The following is a 23356-nucleotide window of genomic DNA, read 5'->3' as shown; positions in this document are numbered from 1 at the left end:
CCATGGATAGCTGACCTTGAGACCGGCCGAGGCACGGCCGGTGAAGAAATTGCGATCCGCCTGCGGCGTGCCGAGCGAATCGGTGTTCTGGCCCGAGGGCGAGAAGGATGTTGAGTCCGTTGGCAAGCGTGGTGGATGTGCCATCACGTTCGGCGGTGTCGGCGACGGGCTGAGAAGCCCAGAGCGCCATGACTTCGCGGGCAATGTCCTCGGTCACGTCCCGGCTTGTGTGTTCGACGGGATTAAGCTCGATCACCTGCACCAAGTTGGTGAACTGGCCGGTCGCGATGTCGCGGACCGTCGTAACGTGGTCCAAGTCGGCAGTGTTGCGCTCGGGGAGATAGTTGCCGGTGCGGTGGCTAGACACCATCAGGTAAATCATTCGATCGGCGATCAGATGCTTGTGGGTGAGTGTGACTGCAAGCATAGCTCCGCCGTCCGCGGAAACCGCTGTTTTGGTCATCGGGGATTGCCTTCGGAATCTGTTCTTGATACAAAATGGATCATGATGAATGATCCAAAAAGTGTCAAGCAGCTTTTGTAATGATTTCGATTGAGCAGATCAGAGCTGCCCGCGGGCTGCTGGGCTGGTCCCAAACCCAATTGGCGGAAGCGGCCGGGCGCTCGCTCCCGACCATCAAACGGCTGGAACGCGAGAGTGACGAAGGCATGGCCGTCTCGGATGACGTTCGAGAGGCTGTCCAAAGGGCGCTCGAAAGCGCCGGAGTCGAGTTTATCCCGGAGAACGGGGGCGGTGCTGGCGTGAGGCTGGCGAAGCGAGCCAAGCGCAAGTGATCGGCGTGATGGGAGGCGAGTGAAGTGTTAACGGCCGTTAACGGGGGACGCAGAGGCGCGGAAAAGGCTGTCCAATGAAGAAGTGCCCAAAATAATTTTTGGCATCTAGGAGCCACATAGTCGGTCTCTCAGAGGTTTTTTTTCGGAGGCTGTGTCGTCGGGTCGACGCGATTTTGACGCATCACCGAGTCCGGGGAACCCTACAGGAGGGCATAATTTGGAGACCGGTCTTGCGCGCGGCTCGTTACCTGCGCCGGATTGTTGGCCGTTGCGGCCATTTGACAGATGCGCCCGAGGGGCACATTTTGATTCGTAGTTGGTTGTTCCGGTTGAATTTTCCGCCCATCAACCCCGAGAACGCTTCCCATGTTAGCTCTCAATTTCCTTGGATTGGCGGTTGGCCTTTCTCTGGCTGCTGTCCTCCTCTCCATTGCTTACAGGCTTTTTCGCCTCAACCGCTTTGAGGCAAAGAAAAGCGCATCCCGGGTCAAGGGCGTCTCCGATGCGGTGATGGGTCGTGCCCGCACGCGAGATGACTGGCTTCCTGATGGCCGCATCAAGGGCGGCATGATTTTCAATCGAAGAGATAATCGCATTGAGGTCTGCGGACGATTGTCAGACAAAGCTTTCGACCGAATCTTCCGTTGAAAGCCTTCCGTCGGGTCCAACTAGACGGCCGTACGCTGGCTGGATACCTACAGTTAATGGGCGGCTGTCGTTCCGACACATCGGGGACGCACGGCGCCCCACGGAATCCATATTTGCCAATCTAGATACGGGAGCTGAGCGGATCATCGTCGCTTATCAGCATCGACCGCTCAGCGACATTCTGTTCCCGCGGCTGATCCACTGGCTGTACGACATCAGCGGAGACTTTTGGTTCGCCCTGACCGCCAAGTCGAACAACAGTCCATTGGTTGCCGACTGGATAAGCGGCAAAATTCACATCTTTAAGAGTCGGGCCGATTGGCGCACATCTGCTGATCAAGCCGTTCGCTCCTATGTGCACGAAATCAACGCGCTGAGGTTTTCCAATGCAGCAGATATCCCCGCCCAGGCCCATCTCGCTTTCGACCGGGCGAGGAAACTCGTGGATGAGTGCGCCGACATTGAGGTAGATTTCGACCTCGATCGAAACGGCGAGGTCTACTTCGGAAACCCTGTTTTCAGAGAGCAAGCTCTACAGAGAGCTTCGGAAGAGTTTGCTGCAAACGGCGGTCACAATATTCGTAAATGGGTCGCGGACCAGTGCTATTTCTTTCTTCGTGACCTCAGCCACGCTCACCAACAGCACGAATCGAGTTCAGATACGATCCTGATCCTACAGGACCGGCGCAGCGACGATATTCAATGGCGAAAGAATATCATCTATTCGCTGCAGTACGCTATTATCAGGTTCAAACGAGACCCGGATGCGCGATCGACTCTGCGCGCAATGGGCATACTAGCCTACTGCAATAGCTTCACCGCCTGTTGCGAAGCAAAGCTGCAGCAGCAATTCTCCGGTTTCCCCAAATTCAATAATGATGCCTTGCTGCTTTCTCTTCAGGCTAAAGCAGACGAGATAAGTACCGCGGAGCAGATAATCTCCAATCGGCAAAACGGCGAGTTGGCAAAGGTGGTGGCGTCAAGGACAATCGCACTTGCATTCGTCGCCATCTTGGTGGCAACCATAGCCATTTTGATTCAGCCGCGGATCTCATCGCAAGAGAAGGAAGAGTTCGCGCTTCTCTACCGAGTAAGCACGTTTGCCGCTGAGAATTTCTTCAGCTTTTTAGGACTGTCCGGCGTAACTCTTCTTGTCACATGGGTCGCAACGGCCTTCAACCTGCGAGTAGCAAACAGGCGCCTAGCCCGTTCGCTCTTGGAAGCAAGCTACGTTCGCACCCGAGGCGCAATTGCGGTGTTTTTCCTTGGCGCATTAGTGGTCTCCGGATTTACAGTTTGGCTCTTTTGGCCAGCTATGAGCAGCATGCTGGAGACCATGTTCGAGCTGTTTCAGCTCTTTCGCACGCCGGCAAAGTAGAACTGCTGCTTACCCGCACGGCCGGCCAGCAGCGACGAGTTTAAGAAATCCCTTAAATTACTGACGCACCCGACACGATTCGAACGTGTGACCTTTGCCTTCGGAGCAAGATAACGTACCCGTCCGAAAAATGCGATAGGGCACGCTATGCTACGCTATCCAGCTGAAGGAACTGGATATTCTCAGAAACAACAGCGACGTTCCTATCCGAAAATCCGCACCGATTTTCTCCCGCGTGCTTACGCACTGCTTACGCGAGAGACCGTGCCCGGAAACGAAGGAATGTCATGGTCAAGATCACGAAGAGGGTTGTCGAGGCTGCGGAAGCCCAGGACAAGGACTACTTGATCTGGGACGACGAACTGCCAGGCTTCGGTCTCCGGGTCTTTAGTTCCGGCAAGCGCAGCTACGTTATCCAGTATCGAATAGGTGGTCGCTCACGTCGCTACACGATCGGACTTCACGGAGCCTGGGCGCCGGAGACTGCACGCCGAGAGGCGAAGGTGCAATTGGGGCGCGTCGCCGGCGGTGACGACCCCGTCGAGGATCGCCAGCTCAATCACAAGGCGATCACCGTGAAGGAGCTGTGTGCCCGCTATTTCGCTGATCTTCAGGCCGGTCTCATCCTGGGAAAGGGCGGGCGACCGAAGAAGGCCTCAACGATCGTCACCGATACTGGTCGAATTGAGCGTCACATCGTACCCCTCATAGGAATCCGGCGGGTCAAAGATCTCACCAAAAGCGACATCAACAAAGTCCTGAAGGACATCATGGCCGGAAAGACGCGGGTTTCGGTCAAGACCAAGAAGCTGCGCGGCAAGGCCATCGTTCGGGGCGGTGCTGGCACGGCTACCCGCACCGTTGGCCTTCTCGGCGGGATCCTCACCTATGCGGTCGAAGCTGGCATTATCGAAAGCAACCCGGCCCATGGCGTCCGCAAACCAAAAGACAAGGCGCGAAAGCGTCGGCTATCGGAGGCTGAGTACCGAATACTTGGTCGGATGCTACGCGACGCTGCCAAGCAGGAGAAGTTCGCCACGATTGTGGACATCGTTCGCCAGCTTGCGCTGACCGGCTGCCGCCGCAGCGAGATGATTGGCTTGAAATGGACGGAGGCGGACACCGAGTCGAGTTGCTTGCGATTGGACGACAGTAAGGAGGGAGAATCGATCCGTCCCATTGGCCTACCTGTCGTCGAATATCTCGAGCGACGTCGCACGGACGATGTTGGCACATACGTGTTTCCCGGGCAGGGCGAAGACAACGCGTTCGGCAGTTTTCCAAACCAGTGGAAGCATCTCGTCGAGGACTCACCTCTGTCCGACATTACTCCCCACGTCCTGCGCCACAGCTTCGCGAGCATCGCCAACGATCTCGGCTTTACCGAGGTGACCATCGCCGCGCTGGTGGGCCATGCAAAGGGTTCAGTGACAAGCAAGTACATCCATACACTCGACACAGCGCTGATCATGGCTGCGGACACGATCGCAGGCTACATTCAAGGGCTTCTTGACGGCATAGAATTTAAGCAGACAGCCTACGCGTTGGACCGCGATTCACGGAAGGCCGCCCTGGCGCGATTCCTGAAGAGCGCTTCGAGCGATGATCAAGAGCCGATCGAAGATGAGCACCGCTTGGCAGCCTAGGCTAGGTCGTGCCGATCACGACACGATTTCGTGTGAGGGTCCGACGAGCTGCGAGCGCCCCTCAATCGCGCCACTCTGAGTGCGCTCCAGGCCCGCGGCCTAATCGTCCCAGACGCGTTCGCCGCAGTTGTCGCAGCGATATAGACGGGTGGTCTTCCCAGTTCTCGGCTCCAAGATGGGCGCCATCAGGCGGGGGAAGGCCGCGCAGGTTGGACACCGAGGGCGAGAATCTTGTGTCGGTTGGAGCGGTAGCTGTTCTTGGTGATGCGTGGTCAATTCCTCAAAACTCTCGAAGTAAGAGGCTTAAGCGCCGCGGCGATTTGGATGAGATATCCCCTTTAGCCTGACGCGATTCTACGAGCCGGTGCCGCTGTAGGATCTCTGGGCCACATACGATTCGCAGCTTCGCGCCGTGATCGGTCGCGTCAGTCTGTGGGATTTGCGACCGGACCTCTGCGCCCTAAGCTCTCGAAGCCGTTCCGTTGCGAAGCCTAAAATTAGCTCAAAATTGGCAATGTTCCATCAGCGGACTGGTGCTACCCTGTGTCCAGGGGGTCTAACAGTTGGCGATCTATCGAATACTCCAAAACTCAGCTCTCGGGTCCGAAGAGATCACGCGGCTTTCCGCAGCTTACGAACGGGCCCTGCGCATGGTCGGCGTGCAGGATCGGAGCGACCCTCTCACCGAACTGATCGCCAAGAAGATCATCGAGGTCGCTCAGACTGGCCTGAAGGACCCCGCTGAGATCTGCGTTCGGGTTCTCGAAGAATTGCGCCTGCCGAAAGGGTAGTTGCGCGGCAAACGGAAGTGGTGCGCTCGAACCGGTGGATCCTCCGGCCTATGGGGTCCTTGCCGGTGGATTGGGCGAGCCTAACTCGGCGGTGCTCGCTTTTCGTTGCCGAACACCTTGACCATTCGGACGATCTCGTCGGGATGATAGGGCTTCCTTAGGGTGTAGCCCCGGGAACGGGACGTGGTGTAACCGGCGAGAAGCCGGTGGCATAGATAACCGGCAGTTCGGACCGCCTCAGCGAAATGCACCTAGATCAATAATTCCCAGGGAATTCTGTCGGCTTTTCTAACCAACACGCTCCCCCGCTACCACGATCCTCGATTTTCTACGCTAACAGCGATCTTCCGCGATTTTTATGGATTGATGGTAGTGCCCGCGGGCAACGCTTCTCGTCCGTCGGCTCGTCTCGCGCCGACCTGGCCAGTGACCCCTCTCGGACATTGGAGAATAGGCCCGAAAACAGTAGCGCTCGTCAGACGGCCGCGAGCCATTCCGAGGACACGCGGCCAATCCGCGCGACGCGGCTGACATCGACCTTATGGCCGCCCGCGCCAATCAACGCGATTGATCGCCACCAGGGTTTAGAACTGCGCGAAGGTAGCGTCTAACGCGGACTCCAGGTCTCGCGGAATTCCCGAGGCGTGACGCCGGAAATGCGGCGGAAAGCGCGCGCAAAGTGCGAAGGGTCGGCGTAGCCGGACGAAAGCGCAATATCGATGATCTTTGCTTCCGTACTGCGCAGTAGTTTGGCCGCGTACTCAAATCGGGCCCGATCAAGCAGATCTGAGTATGTCAGGCCGGCGCCTGACAGTTTGCGTTGAAAACTTCTGAGACTCATGCCGGCCATGTCCGCCATTTCCGCGACCGTCGGAGCGCCTTCGTCCAGGTAGGATGGCAACATTAATCTGAGCGAATTGATCATGTCGTTGCCCGAGGGCCCGGACTCGTCTTCGGGTGGATTCGGCAAGTGTTCATTTGCGAGCTTGGGCAGACTGAGGAGCGAAACGGGCACGTCGATCCACGATGCATCCTGATCCGACAGAAATCGCGTATGTGGCCAGAAAGCCTTCGTTTCGCGACTGGGCTTATAGCGGGCCTCGAAGGCGATCGTCGCGGGCATCCAGCCCGGTCCGACGAACTGCCGAACGATGTGTATAGAAAGGACGTTCTGCAGCCAATGTGAGTGTTCAAGATGCCGCAGCCCCTCGGTGCCGCCGAGCCTGCTGCAAATCCTGATGTGATCGTCGTGGCGCGCCAGCCACATTTGCAGCTTGGTGTCTTCAAGTGGCGCCCATTTGCATAATTGCTGCAAAGCAGTGAACAGGGTGGGTGAATGACCAATTGACGCGCGCAGCTTTCCGCTCAGGTGACAAAATTGCAGCCGCTGGGAGGCGAGAAATCCGAAATCCGTGAGGCCTTGCGATCTCTGGGCCGCCTGCACAAACTGTAGCACCGGCAATAGCGGAACGTAGTGATCGGCTTTTTCTTCCAGGAATGCAGGAAGTCGGAATCTGCTCAGAAGTGTCGCCGTTGGGGCTCCAATCTCATTGTGAATATCGGCAAAAGGGATGAGGAATTGGCAACGCGCTAAAGGAATTCCACTCATGCCTTCCGACCCCGGGTCAACGCTGTGTCGGCGCCCAACCACTGCATAGCTAGCAAGCTCCAGTCGGGTTACGTCATCGCCTTTGTGTGCTGCACGGCAACCGAACGGCGCGCCGCGTAGGTATCCCTCATTATCTGATTTTGGCGGGTTATGGCCAGACGGTTGCAAGGATAGCGCGACTTAACGACGCTGCAAAGACTTCCACCCTTTCCGAGGCGCCGATGAAGCCCATCCATTTACCCTCCCAACGTGCGGTGCTAGCGGCGATCGTAGCTTCGCCAAAATCGCGATTGGCGCGAAATGGCCGGACTCGTCCCCCGATTGGCACGAAATAGCAACTAGAGCGTACCTCTCCCGGAGGAAGGAAGGCCAATGATGGCGCTTCTTGTTGCGCTTCCAAGTTTCTTGAATCAATCAGGTGCGCAATGAACAAGATTAGAATGTCTGCAGCTGCGATCGCGGCTTCGCTGATGATGGGCGGCTACGCGGCTGCGGCGGATTTGTCGGCGGCGCCCGCCTACAAGGCGCCGGCTCCGGTTGCCGCCGTCTACAATTGGACGGGATTCTATGTTGGCGGCAACGCCGGGTATGGCTGGGGCAACCAGGACCCGTTGGTGCTGTTCTCCAACAGGTTCGACCGCGCCGGATTCGACATCACCGGCGGCATGATCGGCGGCACGTTTGGCGGGCAGATTCAGCAGGGATATGTCGTGCTCGGCCTGGAAGGTGATCTGGACTGGGCCAACATCAAGGGCTCGTCCGTCGTAACACCCAGCATTCTCGGCGCCGGGCTGGGCGCCACGCTGAACACGTCGTCGAGCATCACCGCGCTGGGAACGGTGAGGGCGCGGCTCGGTATCGCCGTGAACAACGTGCTGCTCTACGCCACCGGCGGCGCAGCCTTCGTCAAGTCGACCGCCAGCGCATCGACCGTCGCCGGCGTACCCTGCGGCACGGCTGGCGTCCTGCCCGATTGTGCGGGCTCATCCTGGCGTCCGGGCATCGCCGCGGGTCTCGGCGTGGAATATGGCTTCACGCCGAACTGGTCCGTGAAGGCCGAGTATCTCTACACGAAGGTCGTGGGCACTGGAGTCAGTACGGATGATCTCAATATCGTGCGTGGCGGCGTCAACTATCGATTCTGAGCGGAGTTGCGTCGATGATCACATTCGGTCTGAAGACTGATGTGAATCAGCTCGCGGATCGCGTCAATTACAAGTTCGGTGGTTACTAGTGAAGAGAGGAGGTCGACCGATCCAGTCGGCCTCCATTCTTTCTCGTCATCCGTGGACCCCATTACCAAGGTTGCGATTACGTTGGATCAATCCCGTTCAACCCTCGACTTACGGCACTGGAGCAAGCAGATATGAAGCACGATCACATGAAACAGCATCGCATGCAGTTCCTCGCCGCCGCCTTGCTTGCATTGTTGACTTTCGGCCTTGTTTCGCCCTCGCAGGCTAATACTTGCGCGGTCCGCGTCGTCTTCACCAAGGGTGGTTTCATTGTGGGCGTTGGCGGTGGCCATGGCGTATTGACCTGCCACGGCAAGCACTACCGCTTCGCGGTGTCGGGGATGAGCGTCGGCTTCACGATCGGCGCCTCTACGGCCCAACTCGTCGGTCACGCACTGAACGTGCGCAGCCCGGGCGACATCCAGGGCAGCTACGCCGCGATCGGCGCCAGCGGTGCGTTGGCGGCTGGAGCTGGCGGCGTGCAACTGCAAAACGAAAAGGGCGTGATCCTGCAGCTCGCCGGCGGCAAGCTTGGCGTCGAACTCTCGGCGGCGGTCGGCGGTGTAACGCTCAGGCTGGAGTGAGCGCGACTCGTTTTCGCGGGAAGGGCGCCATGACTGCTCAGCTTAATCCGGCTGCGCCACACGATCTGCCTACTTTCATCACGGCGCCCGGGCAAACAGATGTCCTTATGGTGGTCGTCGGCATCGTTCTGATTGCTGCCGTTCTCTTCGTCGGCAACATTTTCCTGCGACTCCACACATTGCCGGAGCGGATGGCCCATAAATCGCAGAAGCTGCAATTCGAGATCGTAGCCGTGCTCGGGCTATTGGCACTGTTCACGCACATTCATCTGTTCTGGGTCGCGGGCCTGCTGCTGGCGATCATCGACCTTCCTGACTTCGGAACGCCGCTGCGTCGGATCGCAGGTTCGGTGGAAAAGATCGCCGACATCCCGCCTGGCGAAGGCGCCCAGGCGACCGAGCAAGTCGAAATCGAAACCAGGGCGGCAGCAAAGGCTCCGCCTGTCGCCAAGCCGGCGCAGGAGGAGAATATCCATGCTTGAGATCCTCCTTTGCTCGCTTGTCACGCTGCTGCCGGATTTCCTCTACCGCCGCTATGTGCAGGGAAAGCGCTTGGGCAAGGAAATCACCTTTTATTCGGTGTGGTTCGAGCTCAGATGGGGCATCATCGCCTGCCTTTTGCTGACGATCTCGTTGATCACGCTGATTTTCTACTATCACCCGTCAACCATGACCGCGACCATGTTCTACCGGACCATACCGATCCTACCCGAAGGCTCGGGCCGCGTGGCCGCGGTGGACGTCGGTTTCAGCGCGCCGGTAAAGAAAGGCGACGTCATTTTCAGACTCGACAGCTCAAAGCAGGAAGCGACGCTGGAGACTGCGAAGCGTAAGGTTGCCGAGGTCGAGGCGGCTTTCGCAGCGGCACGATCGGATATCGATAAAGCCGACGGTCAGCTTGCCGAAGCAAATAGCGCCCTTCAACAGGCCTTGGACGAACTCGCGACCAAGCAAGAATTGCAACGGCGCAACGCCGGCATCGTGCCACAACGCGATATCGACAAGCTACAAGTCCTTGTCGACGGCCGACAGGGTTCGGTCGCGGCCGCCAAAGCCGCAAGGCAGGCTGCCGAAGTCAAGAACTCGACCGTTCTTCCGGCGCAGAAGGCGAGCGCGGAAGCGGCGCGCGCTGAGGCCCAGGTCGAACTCGACAAGACAGCGGTTCGCGCCGGCGTCGACGGGCGCGTCGAACAATTTGCTCTTCGCGTTGGTGATGTGGTGAACCCGGTGATGCGTTCCGCCGGCATCTTGATTCCCCAAGGCGCCGGGGAAAAAGTGCTGCAGGCGGGCTTCGATCAGATCGAAGCTCAGGTCATGAAGGTCGGAATGGTCGCGGAGGCAACCTGCATCTCGAAACCATGGACGATCATTCCCTTGATAGTCGTTGGCGTGCAGGACTATATCGCGGCGGGCCAGTTCCGCGGCGGCGAGCAATTGGTCGACGTGCGAGGGGCGGCAAGGCCGGGCACGATTCTGGTCTCGATGGCACCTCTCTACGAAGGGGGCCTCGACGACGTCTCGCCCGGCAGCAGTTGCATCGCCAATGCCTATACCAGCAACCACCACGAGATCCTCGCAAAGGACACGGGCGCGATGCGCGCCTTTGCGCTCCATGCGGTCGACGCAGTCGGCATCGTGCACGCAATGCTGCTGCGCATCCAGGCACTGATGCTTCCGATCCAGACGCTGGTGCTCACCGGACACTAGTACCCGCCTTTCATGGAACGTGAGTCGTGATTCAAGATCGGGATGATTCCCGAAGCAAGAGAAGTCCGCGTTTCTCGGAAGGAACGTCTGGAACTGGAAGCCCGATGCCGCTCGCCGCGAACTTGCAGCGTAATGTGAAGCGTGCCCGGATTGTTCTGTCGGCCGCGGAAGGTTGTAGCACGCGCGCGATAGCCAAGACACCGATCGGGCTGTTGATCTTGTGGTCGTGCCGGCGAACCTGCTGCAAATCTTGATGTGATCGTCGTGGCGCTCCAGCCACATTTGCAGATTGGTGTCTTCGGGCAGCGCCCATTTGCAGACCCGGTGCAGGTATCCCAATTTTCTGATTTTGGCGGCTTATGGCCAGACGGCTGCAAGATAGCGCGCCTTAACGAGGCTCCAAAGACTTCCGCCCTTTGCGAGGCGCCGATGAAGCCCGCCCGCGCGAAATGGCAATTTTTTCCGGCGCGATCCCGCCATGTAAAGAATCGCGTCAAAGCTCACAGGATATAGACATGTCTCGACTAAGTCCGGTTCTAAGATCTTACCTCTTGCTATGCCTGTCGCTTGCTGTATCGCTGTTCACCGTTCCCGCCTTCGCGCAAATGCGGCCCGCCAGCCAGGAAGACGTCCTCGAACAGCCCGGCTCCGTGCCGACGGACGACGAAGAGCAGTTGCCGGCGATGTATCAGCACCAGATGGTGTTTTTTCGCTCGAACGAGACGCCGGGCACTATCATTGTCCACACTTCCGAGCGCTTCCTCTATATTGTCCAGGGCAATAATCGCGCGCTGCGCTACGGCATCGGCGTCGGCCGCGAAGGCTTTCAGTGGTCGGGGCTGAAGCGGATCGTCCGCAAGGCCGAGTGGCCGGACTGGACGCCGCCCGACGAGATGATCGCGCGCCAGCCCTATCTGCCGCGCTTCATGGCCGGCGGCCCCGGAAATCCGATGGGCGCCCGCGCACTTTATATTGGCGGCACCGTCTATCGAATTCACGGCACCAATCAGCCTCAGACCATCGGCTCCGCCGTGTCATCGGGATGTTTTCGGCTGACAAATAAAGAGATCATGGATCTTTATGAGCGCGTCCCGGTCGGGACCAAGGTGATTGTGCGCCAGACGCCGGAAGTGAGCTAGTTGGGAAATAAGGGGCGACCATGACAAAGATTGCGAAACTTCTCGCCTGCTGCGCGGCTGCGACGATCGTTCTTGCCGGTGCCGCCTCGGCGCAAACGCTGAAGAAAATACAGGCGCGCGGCATCCTCGCTTGCGGCGTCAGCCAGGGCTTGCGGGGCTTCTCGCAGCAGGACGCAGCCGGAAAGTGGTCGGGCTTCGACGTCGATTTCTGCCGCGCGCTGGCGGCGGCCATCTTCAACGATCCTTCGAAAGTCAGCTACACCCCGCTCGACACGTCGAGCCGCTTTCAGGCGCTGCAATCGGGTGCGATCGACGTGCTCTCGCGCAACTCGACCTGGACAATGGCCCGCGAAACGTCGCTGCTGTTCGCCGGCGTCAATTATTATGACGGTCAGGGCTTTCTGATCCGCCGCGATGCCAAGATCGACACCGCGCTCGAGCTGGGAGGTAAGTCGGTCTGCACCCAGACGGGCACGACGACCGAGTTGAACCTGGCCGACTATTTCCACGTCAACGGCATGGCCTATACGCTGATGGGCTTCGCCACCGCCGAGGAATCGCTGACGGCCTATAACGAAAAGAAATGCGAGGTGCTGACCAGCGACGTGTCGCAACTCTATGCGTCACGGCTGCAGCTGTCCGATCCGGACAATCACGTCATCCTTCCCGAAGTGATCTCCAAGGATCCGCTTGGACCCGCCGTCCGCCAGGGTGACGACCAGTGGTTCAACACGGTCAAGTGGGTGCTTTTTGCGCTGATCAACGCCGAGGAGATGGGTATCAAGGCGCGGAACGTCGACGACGCAGGAAAGTCGTCCAAGCCCGATATTCGCAGGCTGGTCGGCACCGAAGGCGCCTTCGGCGAGCAACTCGGGCTCACCAAGGATTGGGCCGCGCGCGCGATCAAGCACGTCGGCAACTACGGCGAGATCTATGAACGCAACGTCGGCGCGCAATCCAAGCTCGGCATCCCGCGCGGACTCAACGGCTTGTGGACCGACGGCGGAATCCAGTACGCGCCGCCGATCCGGTGACCCATTCAACCGGCCATGGCGACAAACTACTTCTCAATTCTGTCCAACGCCGCCGCCAGGATGGACAGCGCGGCCACCTGCTCGTGGAGTCCAACGAGCGCATTTCGGACATTGCTTTACGGCTTGGCTACGCCGGAGCCGCAGCTTCAGCCGTACCTTCATATGATGAAAAATTCAGCCCATTGCATATCCGACAACAGAGGTTGAAAGCAGCGGCCAGGGCTTCGGTAGCACCGGCATTGACCATACGGTTGGCGCGAAATGGCCAGACGGGAGTTGGCGCGATGGCTAGGTGAAAGCCACGTTCCTGGGCGTTGATGACGGACGAGGATATCTTGAGTACAGCGTCCTCATACATGAGCCACTTCCAAGTTTTGCGCCCAGAGCGAATCAACAAGCATGGAGCAAAACCGATGAAGCGGCAACTTTCCCGCCTATGGCTAGCCGGCGTCCTCGCCATAGCACTCCCAGCCTCACAATGTTGGGCGCAGGATGCCGAGAGGATCGTCAAAGCGATGTCAGACTATCTCGGCAGCGCAAAGACGATCGCACTGACATTCGACACCGACATCGAGGTGATTACGCCTGACGTCCAGAAACTGCAGTTCACGAGTTCCGGTCAGGTCACGCTCAGCCGACCCGACAAGCTGCGCGCCACTCGCGTCGGCGGCTATGCCGACGTCGAGCTCGTGTTCGACGGCAAAACGCTGACCGTGTTCGGCAAGAACATCAATGCCTTCGCAGAAGTGGAGGCGCCGGGATCGATTGATCAACTCGTCGAACGCCTGCGCGACGAATTCTCGGTTTCCCTTCCCGGCGCCGACCTCCTGCTGTCGCGTTCATACGATGAGCTGATGATGGGCGTGCTCGATGCAAAATACATCGGGCGCGGCGTGGTCGACGGCGTGGAATGCGAGCATCTTGCTTTCCGCAATCAAGACGCCGACTGGCAGCTTTGGGTGGAGGTCGGCGCTAGGCCGATTCCGCGGAAGTATATCATCACCAGCAAGGCCGTCGCGGCGGCGCCACAATATACTCTGCGCATCAAGGAGTTCCGCACGGACGCGCCGCAGGCTGTTGATGCGTTCGCATTCAAGGCGCCTGCCTCGGCCACGAAAGTTGTGATCAATGCCCTGTCCGAGATCGACGAGATTCCAAACGGCACCATTCCCGGAGTGAAAAAATGAACCACGCGACATATCGAGTCCTGCAATTCTGCGCTGTTGTTGTTGTCTTTGCGGCTGGCCTGCTCCTGCGGGACGGCGTTCCTGCGAAGAATTCGACGTCGCTCGTGAACAGCGCGCACGCGATCATCGGCCGGCCCGCGACGCCGCTGAGCTACGCCGGGGTGGCCCGCCGAACGACCCGCCGCGCCGTGACCGCGGGCGCGATAGCAGCGGGCGCGGCAGTAGCCGCGCCAGTCGTTGTGGCTCCCGCGCCTATATGCGTTCAGGCCGTCGACGCGTACGGACGCGTCTACCTTCGATGCCCATGATCGCAGCAAGACCCGACACCCGAAACCCGGAGAGAATTCTCGTGTATAGATCCTTGATCGTCGCAGCCGTCTTCTGCTGTTCAATGTTGTCGTCGGCAAGCGCGCAGACGGACCTGAGCGCCTACGCGGACCAGGATGGATATCTTGACGTCCAGAAATTGACGTGTGGCCAGCTTGCCGGCACTTTTCAGCAAGACGCAGACTTGCTCGCCACCTGGTACAGCGGCTGGTACAACGGCCTCGCCCGCAAGAGCAAGATGAATATCAAGCGGGCGAAAGAGGCCGAGCACGAGGTCATCGTCTACTGCAAATCCAATCCGGACCAGAGGATCATCGAGGCGATTGCCGTCGTGTTCAAGGACATGCGGGCGAAACTCGGAATCAAGATGAAGCCGTAGGCGTAGCCACGAGGCGGGCAGGCCTATGACCGCAGCCGGCGTCATGGTTTGGATTGCGGGCGGGACCTTCCGCATGGGCTCGGACCAGCACTATCCGGAGGAAGCGCCGGCGCATCCCGTCGCCGTGGACGGGTTCTGGATCGATCGGGCGCCAGTGACGAACCGGCAGTTCAAGGAGTTCGTGCGTGCGACGAAATACGTCACGTTCGCCGAACTTCCACCCGATCCCAAGAACTATCCGGGCGCGCTGCCACACATGCTCTATGCGGGTTCGCTTGTCTTCCAGCCACCCGCGCGGATGCCCGATCTGAACGACTGGAGTCAGTGGTGGACCTTCCTGAAGGGGGCTGACTGGCGTCATCCGTATGGCCGCGGGAGCAATCTCAAAGGACTCGATCACCATCCAGTCGTGCACGTGGCGTTTGCGGACGCGCTCGCCTACGCCAAATGGGCCGGCAAGGATCTGCCGACGGAAGCGGAGTGGGAATTTGCGGCGCGCGGAGGGCTCGATGGCGCCGAATTTGCTTGGGGCGACGAATTGACGCCCGGCGGCCGGCAGATGGCGAATACATGGCAGGGCAATTTCCCGCACCAAAACCTGAAGGCCGACGGTTACGAGCGCACTTCGCCGGTGGAAGCGTTCCCCCCGAATGGCTACGGCTTGTACGACATGATCGGCAATGTCTGGGAGTGGACCGGCGATTGGTACGCACCCAAGCACGAAGGCGCCGCGGCGAAAGCGTGCTGCATTCCAGAAAATCCACGGGGTGGCCGGGAGGAGTCGAGCTATGACCCGTGCCAACCCGACATCAAAATTCCCCGCAAGGTGATCAAGGGCGGCTCGCACCTGTGCGCGCCGAATTATTGCCGCCGCTATCGCCCGGCCGCGCGCCACGCCGAGGCGATTGATACCTCAACGAGCCATCTCGGATTTCGATGCGTCCTACGCGAAAGGAAACCATCATGAGCGACGATCAATCAGACAAGAAATCGCACGATAAGACGCAACAACATCGCGAGGGAATCAAGCGCCGCAATTTCCTGCTCGGCGGCACGTCACTGGTGGCAGCCGGCGCCGCGGCCGGAATTCTGCCTCCGGCCTCCGCGCAAGCCCAAGAGGTTCTGCCGTTTCCGCCCAAACCGTCCGGCAGCACCGCCAACCGGACGATGCAAGAGTCGGTCTACAGTCCGCGGCCGGCGGAGCGGCACCTGCCCGCCGATGCCCCTAACATTATCATCGTCTTGATCGACGACGCCGGACCAGCGCTGCCCACGACCTTTGGCGGCGAGATCAACACGCCGACTCTGGACCGCATTCATAAAAGCGGGGTCTCCTTTAACCGGTTTCACACCACGGCGATGTGCTCGCCGACACGCGCCGCATTGCTGACCGGCCGAAACCATCACCGCGTCGGCAACGGACAGATCGCAGAGCTTGCGAACGACTGGGACGGCTATTCCGGCGTCATGCCGAAGTCGAGCGCGACCGTGGCCGAGGTCCTCAAGAATTATGGCTATGCCACGTCCGCCTTCGGCAAGTGGCACAACACCCCGGCCGAGCAGACCACTGCCGCCGGTCCGTTCGATTATTGGCCGACCGGCTACGGCTTCGAGTATTTCTACGGCTTCCTGGCCGGCGAAGCCTCGCAATACGAGCCGAATCTTGTACGCAACACCACGATCGTCCACCCGAACCCGCCGGCGCCGGGAAAGCAATATCACCTCAGCGAAGATCTGGCGGACGATGCCATCCACTGGCTGCAAAACCACAAGGCATTTCAGCCCGACAAGCCGTTCTTCATGTATTGGGCAAGCGGCGCCATCCATGGCCCTCACCACATCATGAAAGAGTGGGCGGACAAGTACAAAGGCAAGTTCGACGACGGCTGGGACAAATATCGCGAGCGCGCCTTCAAACGCGCCAAGGAGGTGGGCTGGATTCCGCAGAATGCGCAGCTCACGCCGCGGCCAGAATCACTGGCAGCCTGGGACAGCATCCCCGAGAGCGAGAAGCCGTTCCAGCGCCGGCTGATGGAGGTCGCCGCCGGCTTCGCCGAACATGTGGACGTGCAGGTCGGCCGGCTTGTCGATGAGGTCGAGCGCCTCGGCTATGGCGACAACACGCTGATCTTCTACGTCTGGGGCGACAATGGCTCGTCGGCTGAAGGCCAGAACGGTACCATCAGCGAATTGCTCGCGCAGAACGGCATCCCGAGCACCGTTCAACAGCACATCGATGCGATGAACGCACTCGGCGGTCTTGACGTGCTCGGCTCGCCAAAGGCGGATAATATGTATCACGCCGGCTGGGCGTGGGCGGGCAGTTCACCCTACAAGGCGACCAAGCTGGTCGCCTCGCATTTCGGCGGCACGCGCAACCCCATGGCAGTGCGCTGGCCGGCGAAGATCAAGCCGGATGCCACGCCGCGTGCGCAATTCCACCACGTCAACGATATCGTGCCAACCATCTACGATATCCTGAAGATCACGCCGCCGACCGTTGTGAACGGAATCCAGCAGGACCCGTTCGACGGCATCAGCCTTGCTTATGCGTTTGACAATGCCAAGGCAAAGGGGCGGAAGCAGACGCAGTACTTCGAGATCATGGGCAGCCGCGCCATCTATCACGACGGCTGGATGGCGTCTGCATTCGGCCCGCGCGCGCCGTGGGTGCCCGGCACCCCGCCCGGCATCCAGGAGTGGACGCCCGACAAGGACAAGTGGGAGCTCTACAACCTCGAGGAGGACTGGTCGCAGGCGAACGATCTTGCCGACAAGATGCCGGCAAAGCTCGACGACCTGAAGCAGATGTTCCTCGTTGAGGCGACCAGGAACAATGTCCTTCCAATTGGCGGCGGTCTCTGGATTCCTGCCTTGCATCCGGAGCTTCGCATTTCCACGCCCTACAAGGAATGGACGTTCGCCGGCACGATGAAGCGGATGCCCGAGTTCTGCGCGCCCGCTCTCGGCAACAAGAACAACCTCGTCACGATCGACGCGGACATTCCCGCCGACGCCAACGGCGTGCTTTACGCGCTCGGCGCGTTCTCCGCGGGCCTTACGACCTATGTCAAGGATGGAATGCTTTGCTACGAGTACAATCTGTTCGAGATCCAGCGGACCCGGATCGTTTCAAAACAGAAATTGCGCACCGGCAAAGTGAGGATTGAAATCGAGACTAGTTACGCGGTGCCAAAGCCTGGTGGTCCGTTGAACGTAGCGCTGAAAGTCAACGGCACGGTCGTGGCCAAGGGCCAGGTGCCGATCTCAGCTCCGCTTCTCTTCACCGCCAACGATTGCCTCGACATCGGCACCGACCTCGGTTCGCCGGTGTCGCTCGACTACTATGACAAGGCACCTTTCGCATTCAATGGAACGATCAACGAGGTGAAGGTGAAATATACATAAGTCCCGCCCCCGAAGTTCGCAATCATTGCTCAGCGGACCTTTTGCGAACCTCGGGTTCAAAGGGACACCAGAAACATAGCTTGCTGGCTTGCCATTGCTGCCCGAGCCATGGTGGCCCGGGCCAAAACCTGAAAAGGAAGCGTTATGAAGAAGTATCTGAAGGGAACGATATTGGCAGCCGCGAGGATCATGCATCCGAGGAAGTGTCTTTCGATTAAGTCTCTCACCGTCACAGGGCTCACGGCCAGCGTCCTGTTAGGGTTCGCAGGTGCCACTCTCAGTCCAGCACCGGCTAAGGCAGTAGTATACTGCCAGTACATTGATTATCCGCCCAGTTGCGTAGCAAGGGCAGGCGTCGTGCTCAGGCCTCGGCCGGTGGCACGTGCCGCGGTCCGCGCTGGAACGGCTAGCCCGACCAATCTAAATGGGGGTGTCAATCGCGTCGGGGTCCGGCGCTAAAGGTTTGTTTTACGGGTTACGAGCCTTGGCGGCAGCCAGTGCCCCAAATTCGTGACCCGTTATATCGTTATCATCGCAGTTCAGCATCTCGATCGCGCCCATTCGGCGCGATCTGGAGCGCGATGCTCGACTATTGCGCTCTATGTCGACTTCGAAAAAAGGCGCAGGCAACATGCTCTACCGATATGACTTGCTGGCGCATGGACCTATCGCCGGTGCAACTGCGAAATCTTTCGTGGCGTGAATACAGGGGAATTCGAATGAAGTTAGCTTACGTGACGCTCGTTTCCATCTTTGCTATGACCGTCGCCCCGGCCTTCGCTCAAGAGTTGCCGAAACAAAAATATTCCGCGAACGTGCCTTCATCCATTCTCACGCCCGACACGGTGCAGACTCGCATCGGGACGCTGAAATTCTTCGACGGCTTGCCGGACAAGGAGACGGTCGAGAAAGTTTACGACCAGCTTGATTTTGGTCGGGGGGTTGAAGCTTTCATGTCGGGTATGCCGGCCGCATCAGTTTACGGGCTATGCGAGGGCTTGAGCGGCATCGGAGTCGAGCGCAACGGCGCCATCGGGATCACCGAAGATTTGATGGACGCGCGTTCCATATTCCTCACGCCCAATTCGACGACCGTCTATGTGTTTCTCTGTCTCGACCTGAACAAAGGTCCGATGGTCGTGCAGGTTCCGCCCAAAGTGCTTGGACCGGCGGATGACGCCTACTTCCACTGGATCACCGACGTCGGCCTCACCGGGCCCGACAGGGGCAAGGGCGGCAAATATCTGTTCGTTCCACCCGGCTACAAGGACGCTGTGCCGGATAGCGGCTATTTCGTTGCGCGGCCGAAGACCAACGGTGTTGTCATCTTCTATCGCGCCTTTGTCGAGAAGGGCGACGTTGCCGGCGCGGTAAAAGGCGTCAAGGCGAGCGCGGCTGTTTACCCGCTGTCGGCCGCGGCCAAGCCACCCGCGCAGACATTCGTCAACACATCCGGCATGAAGTTCAATACGGTTCATGCCAACACCTTCCACTTTTACGAAGAACTCAACGCCGTGGTCCAGAATGAGCCGGCGGGATTTGCCGGACCGGAAACGATGGGCCTCTTTGCCGCAATCGGCATCAAGAAAGGCGAGCCGTTCGCTCCGGATACGCGCATGAAGGCGATTCTCACGGATGCCGTTGCCGTCGCCAATGCCGCGGCGCGCGCCATCGTATTTGCGCCGCGGGATCCGCGCGTGAAGATTTATCCCGACCGCGAATGGGGGACGGCTTTTCCGGGCGGCAGCTATCAGTTCATGGACAACGGCGCCTACAATCTGGATGCGCGGTCCTTGTTTCATTATTACGCGACCGGGATTACGCCGGCGATGGCGGCAGCAAGACCCGGAAGCGGCTCTGCCTACGCGTACTCCGCCCGCGATTCCCAGGGTAGCTATCTCGAAGGCGGCAAGACCTACAAGATCACCTTGCCGGCGCCAGTCCCGGTCAATCAATTCTGGTCTTTCACCGTTTACGACAATCAGACCCGCTCGATGCTGGAAACCAACCAGAAGCTCGCCGGTATCGACAGCAACCAGCCAAGCATCAAAAAGAATGCGGACGGCTCGGTGACGATCTGGTTCGGCCCGAAGGCGCCGGCTGGCCAGGAGAGCAACTGGGTTGAAACGGTCCCCGGCAAGGGATGGAATTCGCTCTTGCGGCTCTACGGACCGCTCGAACCGTGGTTCAACAAGACTTGGAAGCCCGGTGATTTTGAGCTGGTAAATTGACGAGCGCCTTGCCGGCGCTCAGTGAGGGCGCCGGCAAGAAGCCGCTGATTGTCGCCGTGCGTGGCATCAGATCTTCGAAGAGCCGGCAACGAACCGAGCGCTCGTTGTGGATAGGAAACTGATTCCAGCCAGCCGCAATTCCTTACGAAACCACCGCCAAGCTATTGAAACCACTGGAGGCATTTTCAATGTCTTGAAATCGTTGAATAATCAAACTGATTTTGATTCCGCCATTCGGAGGTTCGATCCCTCCTGCCCCAGCCATCCAGTGGCTCAACCTAAGAGAGTCTGCGCGTTTCGCGCGAATACCCCTATCGCACTTGCCCACGTTTCGGGGCCGGCCAAAAAAGCACCGATCTGAAGAAAATGAGAGCTTCGATAGTTGTAAGGGTCCATAGGGTTCGCACGTGGAGAACTCTGCCCCAAGCCCGCCCGAACCAAAAGAAATCCCCTAGTTTTCTTGCGGATTTACGACGGTGAGCTTTTTCGCGTCACCTGTGGGCAATTAAGCCCAGCTGCTTGATTCCGGCGAACTCGATGGGGTTGTTGGCTCTGTCCCCATTGTCCAATCGCCTGTTCTACTCTCTATGCTACCGAAGCGATCGGGGGTTTTGCCAAAAGCATTGCTCTGCGGTCATGAATCAGGTTTTCTAGGCGGTGAGCTACGACGTTCAGTGTCGCGGCGTCGACGGCGTTTTCATCGCCCGCCTCGGCCTTGAGGCGTTCGGCCTTCAAAATATTGTCTATCTCTTCCTCGATGCCTGAAAGCTCGCTGTCGGAGTTGACCGTACGAATCCGGCGCGCGAGGCCGTAAAGAGTGTCGAGGGGCCCCTCCCGGAATTCGGGCTGCCCAATCCCCAAAAACTTCCAGGCGGCGGCGAGGACCGAAGCAATTCCTCCAAGGATCATCGGGCCCAGGTAAATGTAGTTGCCGTATTCATCCATGAAGCTCTGTGTTGTGGCGTTGTAGACAGCCAAAGCTCCAGGATGGACGGGAAGGTAGGCGTCCGCGTCAGTGCTGGGAGCTGTGATTTGGGCGAACAGGGAATTCTCCCGCAGTAGCTCCCTGCGTACTTTCAAGATGCTCTGAGTAAGACTTGTTGCAACGTCGGCGCTGAGGCTCTTTCGTGCGACGAGATAGAGCGAAGTCCTCAAGGTCGTCTGGTCGTCATCGGGGACCGGAGGTGATCCGCGCAAGGTACCCTTTGGCACGTCGAAGCTTTCATAGGCGCGATTGGCCTCTGCGATTGCGGCGGCTGAGTCGATCGGGATCAGGACCGGAGTCGCCTTTGTGCCTTGCGGGAAAAAGCCCTTCACCAGCGTCAGATACTTCTCCGTCAGAGGGATCACCACAAGCAGGGCGCTGATCTGTTTTGATTGAACGGCTTGCCGAGCGTCCTGCAGGCTGAGGTTCTTGAAGACCGCCTTGTTGCGGGCAAGATCGTAGGCGTTATTCAACGCATCGACGACTTTGGCGTTTACCTCGCCTCCCAGCACACCAACGGTCCGGCCCTTGAGCTTGTCGACTCCGTCGATCGATGAACCCGGGGGAGCGATGAGAAGTACCGTCACATGCGAAAGCACGACGATGGCCTGGGCCTGAGACAAGTCGCCGACATCGCCGCGGACGGCAGCGAGATCGACATTTCCGGCAGCGAATTGTTTGCCTGCTTCAATGGCGGTCCCGGTGTCGACGACCTTCAGCCGGACCGAGGCTCCGTCGGAGGCAAGCTGATTGGCGATCGTCGACATCGCGCTGGCCGCTTCTCCGTCGATCGAGCCGACCGCCAGCGTCAGCGTTACCGGACGATTGTACCAACGATATCCGTACAGCACTGCTGCGGTGCAGAGCAGGATCACGCCAAGCAGCGAGATAAGGCGGAGCCAGAAAGGCATTCTGATCGAAATCATAAAGACTGCCTCAATGCCTGAACAACTTTGCTTTTATCAAAAAATCCATGCGGCAGGGAATACGCCTGATCGATGCAGGTCAAGGGGGCCACGAAGTGCCGCCGATCCAAATCGACCATCCGTCGAAGTAAGCCGCGATGGCGAACTGCTGGGCGGTGTTTGCCCCGACGGCAGGCCCTCCGGAGCTCTCGCCGGCGAATATGTCGGGGCGTCAGGTGACGGCTCCCTCGGCTAGGGCGTCGGCGTCAACGTCCTTGCCTGTGGCTCGGGACGGTCATTTGCGTTGCAGCCAGCTTCGGTAGAGGGCTCAGTAGCTATCAATGTGACCGTCGGCCTTTCCGGGCTCCGACTGCGTCCGATCTATTGAATCGCCGCCGTCGGATCGCCGTTTGAAATTGGATATCGGTGCAGGTGCTTGCGATATCGCAGCCGAAAGCACGGAAGAATTTCGCGAGGGGTCGTTGAAGACGACGTGAGTTTGCTTTCGGGCCTCGACCGGTTGCTGATGGCTTGGACGCGGCTCGTGATGCCGGAAACGCATAGCAGCCCGCTGAGAAAGCAAATCGGGGAGACGCCGGTGTCAACTGACCTCCCAAAGACCTGGCATGTATCGTTCGAGCTGCCGAAAAAGGTGCGCAGAGCATCTGCGCGCAGCGACGTTAGAGACTGAGTGAGAGCTTCCCGACCGAGTGCGATGCTCGGAGATTTGCTCCTCGACGGTCGTTCACCATTGGTTTGCGCAAACGTCCGATCAGCCATTGGTCGAGCCGGCATCATTCGAGGACACCAAGGAGCCAGATTTTTCCGTAGGAGCTTGCCGCCAAATGCAGTGCGCTCGCGCTTTGGCATATTTTGCAAAGACCGGGCCTCAGGCGGTTGAGAAGGTCTGAGCCACGACATCGTAACTGAGAGCCTCATGGGAATGTGCCGCACGGCTCGTTTCCATGAGGGATGTGAACGGCAGCCGCCGTGCTCTCGTCGGTCGCCGTTCTCATCAATGCGTTCGTCGCGGGGGCAGGCCAACAGTTGATTGCAGCGCATTGGCAAGACGCTCGAGCTCCAGGGTGTAGCAGTACAGACAAAATAGCGATGCCAGAAGCATCGCGACCCGTGGAAGCAGAATGATCGCGCCTTCACTTGAACTTAATTTGGGCGCGTGTCGAAGGAAGAATACGCTGAAGAGCGCCCCGCCAAAAATGAAACTGAGGCGGCTGGCAAATCCGAGAAGATGGCCAAGCGCGATACTGCGCCACTCCGGGATCTCAATGTTCCCGATGCGATACCAATAGACGGCTTGGAACGCGCAAAGCGTGACAGCGAGCAGGAAATCCGGTGCAACACGCCTAA

21 protein-coding genes and 1 pseudogene are annotated in these 23356 nt (G+C 59.0%); 20 read left to right on the top strand and 2 right to left on the bottom strand.

All coding sequences use genetic code 11. From position 1 onward, the window contains the following. Window positions 1–16 precede the first annotated feature (16 nt). The 6 genes from OZ411_RS18305 to OZ411_RS18280 all read left to right on the top strand — a co-directional run bounded on the left by OZ411_RS18305 (window position 17) and on the right by OZ411_RS18280 (window position 5258). Window positions 17–544, top strand: a complete 528-nt coding sequence (locus OZ411_RS18305; RefSeq protein ID WP_282529117.1) for a hypothetical protein — start codon at window positions 17–19, stop codon at window positions 542–544. Next, window positions 544–795 (top strand): helix-turn-helix transcriptional regulator, encoded by a 252-nt coding sequence (locus tag OZ411_RS18300; RefSeq protein ID WP_282529073.1) that lies wholly within the window; start codon window positions 544–546, stop codon window positions 793–795. The genes OZ411_RS18305 and OZ411_RS18300 overlap by 1 nt, the downstream gene beginning before the upstream one ends. Before the next feature lie 366 nt (window positions 796–1161). After that, window positions 1162–1443, top strand: coding sequence for a hypothetical protein (locus OZ411_RS18295; protein WP_282529072.1), 282 nt, complete (start codon window positions 1162–1164; stop codon window positions 1441–1443). After that, window positions 1391–2821: a hypothetical protein gene (locus OZ411_RS18290; RefSeq protein ID WP_282529071.1), complete on the top strand. Its 1431-nt coding sequence runs from the start codon at window positions 1391–1393 to the stop codon at window positions 2819–2821. The genes OZ411_RS18295 and OZ411_RS18290 overlap by 53 nt, the downstream gene beginning before the upstream one ends. Window positions 2822–3108: 287 nt before the next feature. Beyond that, window positions 3109–4467 (top strand): tyrosine-type recombinase/integrase, encoded by a 1359-nt coding sequence (locus tag OZ411_RS18285; RefSeq protein ID WP_282529070.1) that lies wholly within the window; start codon window positions 3109–3111, stop codon window positions 4465–4467. Window positions 4468–5030: 563 nt separating this feature from the next. Beyond that, complete coding sequence (locus OZ411_RS18280; RefSeq protein WP_282529069.1) at window positions 5031–5258, top strand: hypothetical protein; 228 nt, start codon at window positions 5031–5033, stop codon at window positions 5256–5258. 607 nt (window positions 5259–5865) lie between these two features. Here OZ411_RS18280 and OZ411_RS18275 read toward each other — a convergent pair. Continuing rightward, the gene (locus OZ411_RS18275; protein ID WP_282529068.1) at window positions 5866–6867 is read right to left on the bottom strand and encodes an AraC family transcriptional regulator; all 1002 of its coding nucleotides are present in this window, start codon (window positions 6865–6867) and stop codon (window positions 5866–5868) included. 440 nt (window positions 6868–7307) lie between these two features. On the opposite strand from OZ411_RS18275, the gene OZ411_RS18270 reads away from it, so the two are divergent. The 14 genes and pseudogenes from OZ411_RS18270 (at window position 7308) to OZ411_RS18205 (ending at window position 20098) form a co-directional block, all read left to right on the top strand. Then, on the top strand, window positions 7308–8012 hold the full coding sequence (locus tag OZ411_RS18270) for an outer membrane beta-barrel protein (protein WP_282529067.1): 705 nt from the start codon (window positions 7308–7310) through the stop codon (window positions 8010–8012). A 221-nt stretch (window positions 8013–8233) separates the two neighbouring features. After that, entirely contained in the window at window positions 8234–8686 is a 453-nt protein-coding gene (locus tag OZ411_RS18265; protein ID WP_282529066.1) for a hypothetical protein, read from the top strand. Window positions 8687–8715: 29 nt separating this feature from the next. Continuing rightward, entirely contained in the window at window positions 8716–9168 is a 453-nt protein-coding gene (locus OZ411_RS18260; RefSeq protein WP_282529065.1) for a hypothetical protein, read from the top strand. Further along, window positions 9161–10393: a biotin/lipoyl-binding protein gene (locus OZ411_RS18255; protein ID WP_282529064.1), complete on the top strand. Its 1233-nt coding sequence runs from the start codon at window positions 9161–9163 to the stop codon at window positions 10391–10393. Before OZ411_RS18260 ends, OZ411_RS18255 begins: the two co-directional genes overlap by 8 nt. 42 nt (window positions 10394–10435) lie before the next feature. Further along, window positions 10436–10590: pseudogene (locus OZ411_RS18250) on the top strand (IS630 family transposase); the annotation flags it as partial. Between the two features lie 318 nt (window positions 10591–10908). Next, window positions 10909–11532 (top strand): L,D-transpeptidase, encoded by a 624-nt coding sequence (locus OZ411_RS18245; RefSeq protein WP_282529113.1) that lies wholly within the window; start codon window positions 10909–10911, stop codon window positions 11530–11532. Window positions 11533–11552: 20 nt separating this feature from the next. Then, window positions 11553–12566, top strand: coding sequence for an amino acid ABC transporter substrate-binding protein (locus OZ411_RS18240; protein ID WP_282529063.1), 1014 nt, complete (start codon window positions 11553–11555; stop codon window positions 12564–12566). 356 nt (window positions 12567–12922) lie between these two features. Beyond that, window positions 12923–13753 (top strand): DUF2092 domain-containing protein, encoded by an 831-nt coding sequence (locus OZ411_RS18235; protein WP_282529112.1) that lies wholly within the window; start codon window positions 12923–12925, stop codon window positions 13751–13753. Continuing rightward, window positions 13750–14061, top strand: a complete 312-nt coding sequence (locus OZ411_RS18230) for a hypothetical protein (protein ID WP_282529062.1) — start codon at window positions 13750–13752, stop codon at window positions 14059–14061. Before OZ411_RS18235 ends, OZ411_RS18230 begins: the two co-directional genes overlap by 4 nt. 41 nt (window positions 14062–14102) lie before the next feature. Next, window positions 14103–14459, top strand: a complete 357-nt coding sequence (locus OZ411_RS18225) for an HdeA/HdeB family chaperone (RefSeq protein ID WP_282529061.1) — start codon at window positions 14103–14105, stop codon at window positions 14457–14459. 25 nt (window positions 14460–14484) lie between these two features. Further along, the gene (locus OZ411_RS18220) at window positions 14485–15426 is read left to right on the top strand and encodes a formylglycine-generating enzyme family protein (RefSeq protein WP_282529060.1); all 942 of its coding nucleotides are present in this window, start codon (window positions 14485–14487) and stop codon (window positions 15424–15426) included. Beyond that, on the top strand, window positions 15423–17867 hold the full coding sequence (locus OZ411_RS18215) for an arylsulfatase (protein WP_282529059.1): 2445 nt from the start codon (window positions 15423–15425) through the stop codon (window positions 17865–17867). Before OZ411_RS18220 ends, OZ411_RS18215 begins: the two co-directional genes overlap by 4 nt. A 189-nt stretch (window positions 17868–18056) precedes the next feature. Further along, window positions 18057–18326 carry a hypothetical protein gene (locus OZ411_RS18210; protein WP_282529111.1) on the top strand — a complete coding sequence of 90 codons (270 nt, stop codon included), beginning with the start codon at window positions 18057–18059 and terminating at the stop codon, window positions 18324–18326. Between the two features lie 122 nt (window positions 18327–18448). Further along, window positions 18449–20098: a DUF1254 domain-containing protein gene (locus OZ411_RS18205; protein WP_282529058.1), complete on the top strand. Its 1650-nt coding sequence runs from the start codon at window positions 18449–18451 to the stop codon at window positions 20096–20098. Between the two features lie 585 nt (window positions 20099–20683). On the opposite strand, the gene OZ411_RS18200 is transcribed toward OZ411_RS18205, so the two are convergent. Beyond that, the gene (locus OZ411_RS18200) at window positions 20684–22009 is read right to left on the bottom strand and encodes a TAXI family TRAP transporter solute-binding subunit (RefSeq protein ID WP_282529057.1); all 1326 of its coding nucleotides are present in this window, start codon (window positions 22007–22009) and stop codon (window positions 20684–20686) included. Between the last annotated feature and the right edge of the window lie 1347 nt (window positions 22010–23356).

The sequence above is a fragment of the Bradyrhizobium sp. Arg237L genome (assembly GCF_029990105.1).
Taxonomy (GTDB): domain Bacteria; phylum Pseudomonadota; class Alphaproteobacteria; order Rhizobiales; family Xanthobacteraceae; genus Bradyrhizobium.
The sequence above is the reverse complement of the archived record's forward strand: the minus strand, read 5'-3'. Positions and strand labels throughout refer to the sequence as shown.